At 69.1% G+C, this 5884-nt stretch carries 4 protein-coding genes and 1 pseudogene; 1 reads left to right on the top strand and 4 read right to left on the bottom strand.

Annotation, left to right across the window (positions count from 1 at the left end):
• The 3 genes from VD972_RS10915 to VD972_RS10905 form a co-directional block, all read right to left on the bottom strand.
• Positions 1 to 683: DEAD/DEAH box helicase (locus VD972_RS10915; protein ID WP_324984957.1), on the bottom strand; the 683-nt coding region annotated here is incomplete at its 3' end.
• A 37-nt stretch (positions 684 to 720) separates the two neighbouring features.
• Positions 721 to 1203 (bottom strand): peptidylprolyl isomerase, encoded by a 483-nt coding sequence (locus VD972_RS10910; RefSeq protein ID WP_324984954.1) that lies wholly within the window; start codon positions 1201 to 1203, stop codon positions 721 to 723.
• A 184-nt stretch (positions 1204 to 1387) separates the two neighbouring features.
• A complete protein-coding gene (locus VD972_RS10905) occupies positions 1388 to 2431 on the bottom strand; it encodes an LLM class flavin-dependent oxidoreductase (RefSeq protein ID WP_324984952.1) in 1044 nt (347 codons plus the stop codon).
• 150 nt (positions 2432 to 2581) lie between these two features.
• Here VD972_RS10905 and VD972_RS10900 point away from each other — a divergent pair, with 150 nt between their 5' ends.
• Positions 2582 to 5377: a DEAD/DEAH box helicase gene (locus VD972_RS10900; protein ID WP_324984949.1), complete on the top strand. Its 2796-nt coding sequence runs from the start codon at positions 2582 to 2584 to the stop codon at positions 5375 to 5377.
• Between the two features lie 179 nt (positions 5378 to 5556).
• Here the strand turns inward: VD972_RS10900 and VD972_RS10895 are convergent.
• Positions 5557 to 5884 (bottom strand): annotated as a pseudogene (locus tag VD972_RS10895) (hypothetical protein); the annotation flags it as partial.

Raw genomic sequence — 5884 nt, 5'->3', positions numbered from 1 at the left:
GCCGTCTTCTCCCCGGGCGGGCAGGTGTAGCCGAGCTGTTGGATGTCGGGAGCCGCGTCGGCCTCCGCGACCGTCACGCGCGTGGGCTCCTTCTGGAAGGACCGGCTCAGCGCCTCGATGTCAGGGGGAAACGTCGCGGAGAACAGCACCGTCTGGCGCGTCCGCGGCATCACGTCGAGGATGCGCTCCATGTCCTCTCGGAAGCCCATGTCGAGCATCCGGTCGGCTTCATCGAGCACCACGGTGGCGAGCTGGCGTGTCTCCAGGGCCTCCCGCTCGAGGAGGTCCAGAACACGGCCGGGTGTCCCGACCGCGATGTGGGCGCCTTTCTCCAGCGCGTTCAGCTGGGGCCGGATGGGCTGGCCTCCTGCGAGCACGAGGACCTGGAGTCCAGGCAACCTCCGGCCCAGCCGGCGGAACTCGCCGGCCACCTGGGCGGCGAGCTCCCGAGTCGGGCAGAGCACCAGCGCCTGGAGTCTCCGCGGCTGGAGCTGAATCCTCTCCAGGATCGGAAGTGCGAAGGCCGCAGTCTTCCCACTCCCCGTCTGCGCCTGGCCGACGAGATCGCGGCCCTGCAGCAGCACCGGAATGCTCTGGGCCTGGATGGGCGTGACGACCTGGAACTCCAGCTCCGCGAGGACTTGGAGCAGCGGGGGAGAGAGTGCGAGCGCGGCAAATTCCATCAGGTCCTCGGCAGAGCGGGCGACGGGGAGCCCGGGCTCAGTGCTCGTGGCCTGGGGAGTGCGCGTGGCCGTGCTCGAGCTCCTCCTCGGTGGCCTTGCGCACCTCACGCACGGTCACCTCGAAGTGCAGCGGCTTGCCCGCCAGTGGGTGGTTGAAGTCCACCAACACCGTCTTGGCGCGCACCTCCTTGACGAGGAACTCCACCTCGTCCCCGTCCTCGTCCGTGGCGCTCACCATGCCCCCCGCCTCCAGCTCCAGGTCTTCCGGGAACTCCTCGCGCGGCACCTCTTCCACTTCCTCCGGATCGTAAGGGCCGTAGCCGTCTTCGGCAGAGACCTCCACCTTGAGGGACTCGCCCGCTTTCTTCCCCGCGAGCGCCTTCTCGAGCCCTGGGACGATCTCCTCGTACCCGTGCAGGTAGACGAGCGGGTCGCCGGGCTCTGTCTCTTCGATGATCTTCCCGTCTCCCAGGTGGAGTCGGTAGTCGAGAGTCACGACGCTGTCCTTTGCGATCTGCATGGATGCCCTCCTCGGGGCGCGGAAGCGAGGCGCACTGAGCTGGGTCTTCCACCGGGAGTTCCGGGGGAGGTGACTCAATCCGCGCCTGCCTGATGATGGGGTCGCGTGCCGTCTACCACAATGGGTTGGCCGTCGGCAGCAACTGATGGAGCGTCTCTCTGGCGGATTGGGGCCGTCTCCGCGCTCACGTGGACGGGACAGGAGAGGGGAGCGCCGGTGCGCCGCCTCGGCCAGCTCGGGCGAGTCCATCGCGCACCTGCGCAGTGATCTCATACGAGCGCAGGCGAGCGGCATGGTCGAAGATCGGTGATGCGACCATGAGCTCGTCAGCGGCGGTGCGAGTGAGGAAGTCCTCCACTCCTCGCTGGACGGTCTCGGGCGAGCCCACCACGGTGCAGGCCAGCGACTCATCGAGGCCCGCTCGGTCCAGCGGCGACAGCTGGCTCTCGAAGTCGTCTACCGGCGGTGGCAGGACCGCCGGCCGGCCGCGGCGCAGCTGGACGAGCGCCTGCTGCATAGAGGAGAACAGCCTGCGGGCCTCTGGGTCGGTGTCAGCCGCAAAGACGTTGAGGCCCAGCATGACATGGGGCTTCGCGAGCTGCTCCGAGGGCCGGAACCGGTTGCGGTAGAGCTCGATCGCCTGCATCAGCTGGCCCGGCGCGAAGTGCGAGGCGAAGGCGTAGGGGAGGCCCAGCGCCGCAGCGAGCTGCGCGCCGAAGAGGCTGGAGCCCAGGATCCAGATCGGCACGTTGAGGCCAGCGCCGGGAACGGCCTGCACCCGCTGGCCGGGCTCCACGGAGCGGAAGTAAGTCATGAGCTCCACCACGTCATCCGGGAAGGAGTCCACATTGCCGGCCAGATTCCGCCGGAGCGCATGGGCCGTCAGCGGGTCGGTGCCTGGCGCACGCCCCAGGCCCAGATCAATGCGCCCCGGGAAGAGTGACTCCAGCGTGCCGAACTGCTCGGCGATCACCAGCGGCGCATGGTTCGGCAACATGATCCCGCCCGCGCCCACGCGGATCGTCGAGGTGCCGCTGGCCACATGTCCGATCACGATCGACGTCGCGGCACTGGCGACGCCAGGCATGTTGTGGTGCTCGGCCAGCCAGTAGCGGCGATAGCCCCACCGCTCCGCATGCCGGGCAAGATCGAGCGTGTTGCGCAACGCCTGCGCGGCGGTGCTGCCTGCGATGATCGGTGTCAGGTCGAGGATGGAGAAGGGCAGCATGGCCTATATATATAGGGCCGGACCCAGGTCCTGGGGCACCATTCGTCTGGTCGTCAACCCGGTGTGCAGCCACGAGAGGTTCTCCCTGCTAGGCTTGCTGTACATGGGCGTTCACGACTTCTGGCTTCTCTCCTGAGGTGATGACCCGGCGTGCGCACCCCGACCGACCGCTACCTGCCGCTTGACCACGACGCCTTCATCTCCGCCGAGCCGCCCACGGGGCGCGTCATCGTCATTGCCCCCACGCGCGCCGCGTGCGAGACCATCGAGCTTGCCATCGGGCTCCACCTCGAGACCTACCTCGAGAAGCACTACGGGCCCCGAGTGCGCGAGCTCGCGCGCGACCGGAAAGGCTTCGGCATCGTGGCCGGCACCGGCACCGGCAAGACGCTCGCCATCCGGCCCATCGCCGAGGAGATTGTCGGCACCCCGCTGAGGGTCGGCGTGGTGAACCGTGAGCGCGAGGCGACGCCCGAGACGCCCACCTGGAATGTCATCATCGTGACGACGGGCATCGCCCGGCGCTGGTTCCAGAACGGCGACATCCTGCCGCACGACACGCTCATCATCGACGAGATCCACCAGACGTCGGCCGAGCTGGAGCTCTGCCTTGCGCTCGGCAAGCGCGTGGGCTGCCGCTTCATCTGGCTCTCGGCCACGGTGGACCCCGCGCTCTACGCGCGCTACCTGAACAGCGCTGATGTGCTCGAGGTCCATGCGTTCGACCCGAAGAAGGTCGCCAAGGTTGTCGTCGAGAACAAGGAGCCGCTTGCGTTCCTCGACGAGACGTTCCTCCGAGCCGTGGAGAAGGAGGAGCGCGGAGTGGGGGTCTTCCTCCCCACTCGGGCCGCGGTCGAGCAGGCGGCCTTGCATGTGCGCACCCACTGGCCTGGCATCCACGCGGCCTACTACCACGGCGGGGAGCCCATCCGCGCCATCCGGCCGTTCCTCGAAGGCACCGAGGAGCGGCCCTACCTGCTCGCCATGACGGCCGCAGGACAGAGCGCGCTCAACGTGCAGGGGCTCGACACCGTCGTCATCGACGATACGCGCTTCGCCAATATCGTCGAGCGCGGTCGAAACGTGCTCACGCGCGTCCACCTGGGGAACAATGAGATCCTCCAGATGGCGGGGCGCGTGCACGGCCGCGTGGAGGGTGGGCGCGTCTTCATCCTGAGCGACCGCTACATCCGCTTCTCCTCGCTCCGCCCGACGGAGCCCGAGTTCCAGCTCGCCGGCGATTCGGAGCGCGTGGCGCTCACCGCCGCGGCCCTCGGCGTTCGGGTGGACGCGCTGGATCTCCCTGTGCCGCTCGACCGCATCGCCTACCGGCGCGCGCTCCAGCGCCTGCAGGCGCGCAACATCGTCGACGCAGACGGCAAGCTCTCGCAGTATGGCCGCGCCGTAGAGGCCCTCCCGGTGGAGCGGGCGTGGGCGGAGCTGATCGTCAATGCCGAGGATGGGCTGATCCCCTTCCTCGCCGTGTGCAGCGCCATCGAGTCGCTCCACCGCATGACGCGTGAGGAGCGCAACCTGGATGGAGTGCTGGTCCCTGGGAGCGACCACCTCACGGCCTACAACCTCTACGCCGACGCATATCGCGAGGCGGGCTACATCGGCGAGGTCTACGGACTTCCGCGACACCTGTTCCACCCGGAGAAGATGGAGCGCTGGGCCGAGCGGCGCGGCGTGCTGGTGAAGGCCGTCGAGGACGCGGCGCTGGCGATGGCGAGCATCTACCGGAGCGTGGGCATTGACTTGCCTGCCCGCATGCCGTTCGCGGGGGATCGCGTGCACCGCCGCTTCGCTGACCTGCTCGCGCGCTTCATGCCCTTCGATCTCGTCATCGACGAGCGGACGGGGTGGGGCGAAGAGGCGCGTGTCTCGAAGACGAGCGTGTGCGAGAGCCGGGGGGCGGTGACGGGGCCGCTCCGCTACTTCGCCGACCGTCATGGCAGCACCCACGCGGCCATCGAGGGGACACAGCTCCCGATCGATCTGCTGTGGAAGTACGCCCAGCGCAGCGAAGCGAAGCTCGCCTACGACGCCCGGTACCGTTCACTCGTGCTCGAGCGGCGCGTGGAGCACTCGGGCTTTGAGCTGGATGGCGACGTCAAGGTGCTCCGTGCGTGGGAGCCAGAGCTGGCCGAACCTGCACGGCGCGCGCTTGCCGAGGCAATGGCGCGTGGCGAGGCGCAGCACGCGGCAGTGCGCCGCAACCAGCCAGGCATCACCGAGGTGCGCGAGGTGTGGCGCCGCTCGGGCGGACGCACGGCGAAGCTCGGAGAGCCGGAGCTGACCGCCCTCTACGAAGCGCAGCTCGAAGGGGTGAGCACGATGGACGAGTTCCATGCGCGCCCGCTGGAGCTCGACCTGAACGCGCTGGTGCCCCCCGAGACGCGCAGCGAGTTGCTGGCGTTGCCGGGCGCGGTGCTCATCCGCGAGCACGAAGTAGAGCTGGGCTACGAGGTGGAACAGGACGAGGCGGGGAAGCCCATCGGTGTCGTGCGGCTTCATCTGCCGGAGAAGCTCGCTCGCACGCTCGTGGAAGAAGAGCTGCCGGTGCTCGACCGGCCGGTACGCTTCATGGTCAGCCGTGGACGACGCGGCACCGTGCGCGCCGACACGCTGCTGGAGCTGCAGGAACTGCTCGACATGCCGTGGATGCCCGACGAGCTCGACGCGGCGCGCGACGACCGCCGCAGGGCCGAGAGCGGGCGCCCGGTGGTGCGGCATGGACACGACTCGCGCACGGAGAAGTCCGTGCCTCGAAGACCTGGGCATCGCGGAGCGGGAAAGCCAGCAGGGGGTGGAAGCCGGCGGGGCGGGAGCCGAAGCGGCGGTGGTGGGCGCGGCTCGTCAGGTGGTGGAGGAGCGCGTGGCGGCAAGCCGGGGCGGGGTGGAAGGCCAGGGAAGGGCAGGGGACACCGGCGCCCGAAGCGCTGAGGCCCCGCGCGGAGGCTTGTACCCGACACTCAGCTCGGCTCTGAGTTCGAGCGACTGCCGTTCTGTGTCGGTGGAAGAGGTCGGCTGAAGGCGTCACCAGGAGAAGGAGAAGCTTCGATGGCCAAGCTCGTCGCGGTCACCGCCTGTCCCGCAGGGTGAGCGCCGTGAGCTGAGCGGCCTCAGGAGGCCTGGCGCCTGCGCGCCAGCAGCATCAAGACGATCAGTCCGAGGAGCAGCGGGAGCCCGGCTCCACCCGCGGAGGCACAACCCCACCCCAGCGGCGAGTCCTTGGGCCCATCCTCGTCTGGGCCTGCTCCGCCTCCATCGGGCTTACCCGTGCCGCCATCAGGCTCGCCCGTGCCGCCGTCAGGCTTGCCCGTGCCGCCATCAGGTTCACCCGTGCCGCCATCAGGCTCGCCGGTGCCAGCATCAGGCTCGTCCGTGCCGCCGTCCGGGAGCGTGACAACCACGCCGTTGGATTGGACGCCCCGGGTGAGCCCCATACTG

Source organism: Hyalangium sp. (genome assembly GCF_035629615.1).
GTDB lineage: Bacteria > Myxococcota > Myxococcia > Myxococcales > Myxococcaceae > Hyalangium.
The sequence above is the reverse complement of the archived record's forward strand: the minus strand, read 5'-3'. Positions and strand labels throughout refer to the sequence as shown.